The following is a 757-nucleotide window of genomic DNA, read 5'->3' on the forward strand; positions in this document are numbered from 1 at the left end:
GTGTTGGCCCAGGGGTTGCGCAACATGTTCGCCCAGGATGGGCATTTCAATATGGTGCCGTATCGGGTGATGGAAAATGAGTGGTCTGATTTCGCGCGGTACGGGGCGCGGGTGGAGGTGGAGATCGATCTGGATGCGCCGGTTGTGGGGGAGAGACCGGATGTGATTTCCGTGCGCGGTAAAGCGTACTCGGCAAGATCGGATGTCTTGCTACAAAAGGTTAAGATAAACGATATATTTCGTAATGACTCATCGCAGCAGTATAAGCGTCAGTACTTTAAGAAGGAGATTCTGGCGATGGTTGCAGCAGCAGAGCGAGGCGAGAGTTGATGGCTGAGTTGGAAGATCTGTTACGCGAATTGGCTTCGGAGCTTGCGGACATAGTGGTGAATTCCACCGGAAGTTTGTCGGAGGGGCCGTGGGATCGGTATATGACTGTTGATCATTTCAGTCCTGGTCACAAAGTCGGCACCGAAGCGGTGTGGGTGGGGAGCGAGGAGATTGTCGATCGCTCGGCCGACATCTCTATGCAGGATTTTAAGCTACTTAACCGGCGGGTGCGGGAGTTTCGTCGTGATTTTCCGGTTCCTTTGTGGTTGTTTGATGGGTTGGTGTTGGTGGTGGATCGGGAGCCGGTGCGGGGTGTGGTGCATGTGGTGTGTGGTGATGTGGCGGCGGGTTTTGAGGCGTCGATGGCGACGGCGGGGCAGGTGCAGGATCGGGCGGCGGCGATGTTTTTGGGGCTGTCGGAGCCGTC

General features: G+C 56.0%; 2 pseudogenes. Both read left to right on the plus strand.

Annotation, left to right across the window (positions count from 1 at the left end):
• Positions 1 to 330: pseudogene (locus ACPXB3_RS22415) on the plus strand (toxin glutamine deamidase domain-containing protein); the annotation flags it as partial.
• Positions 330 to 757 (plus strand): annotated as a pseudogene (locus ACPXB3_RS22420) (hypothetical protein); the annotation flags it as partial. The pseudogenes ACPXB3_RS22415 and ACPXB3_RS22420, both read left to right, overlap by 1 nt.

The sequence above is a fragment of the Gordonia sp. DT219 genome (assembly GCF_049847065.1).
GTDB lineage: Bacteria > Actinomycetota > Actinomycetes > Mycobacteriales > Mycobacteriaceae > Gordonia.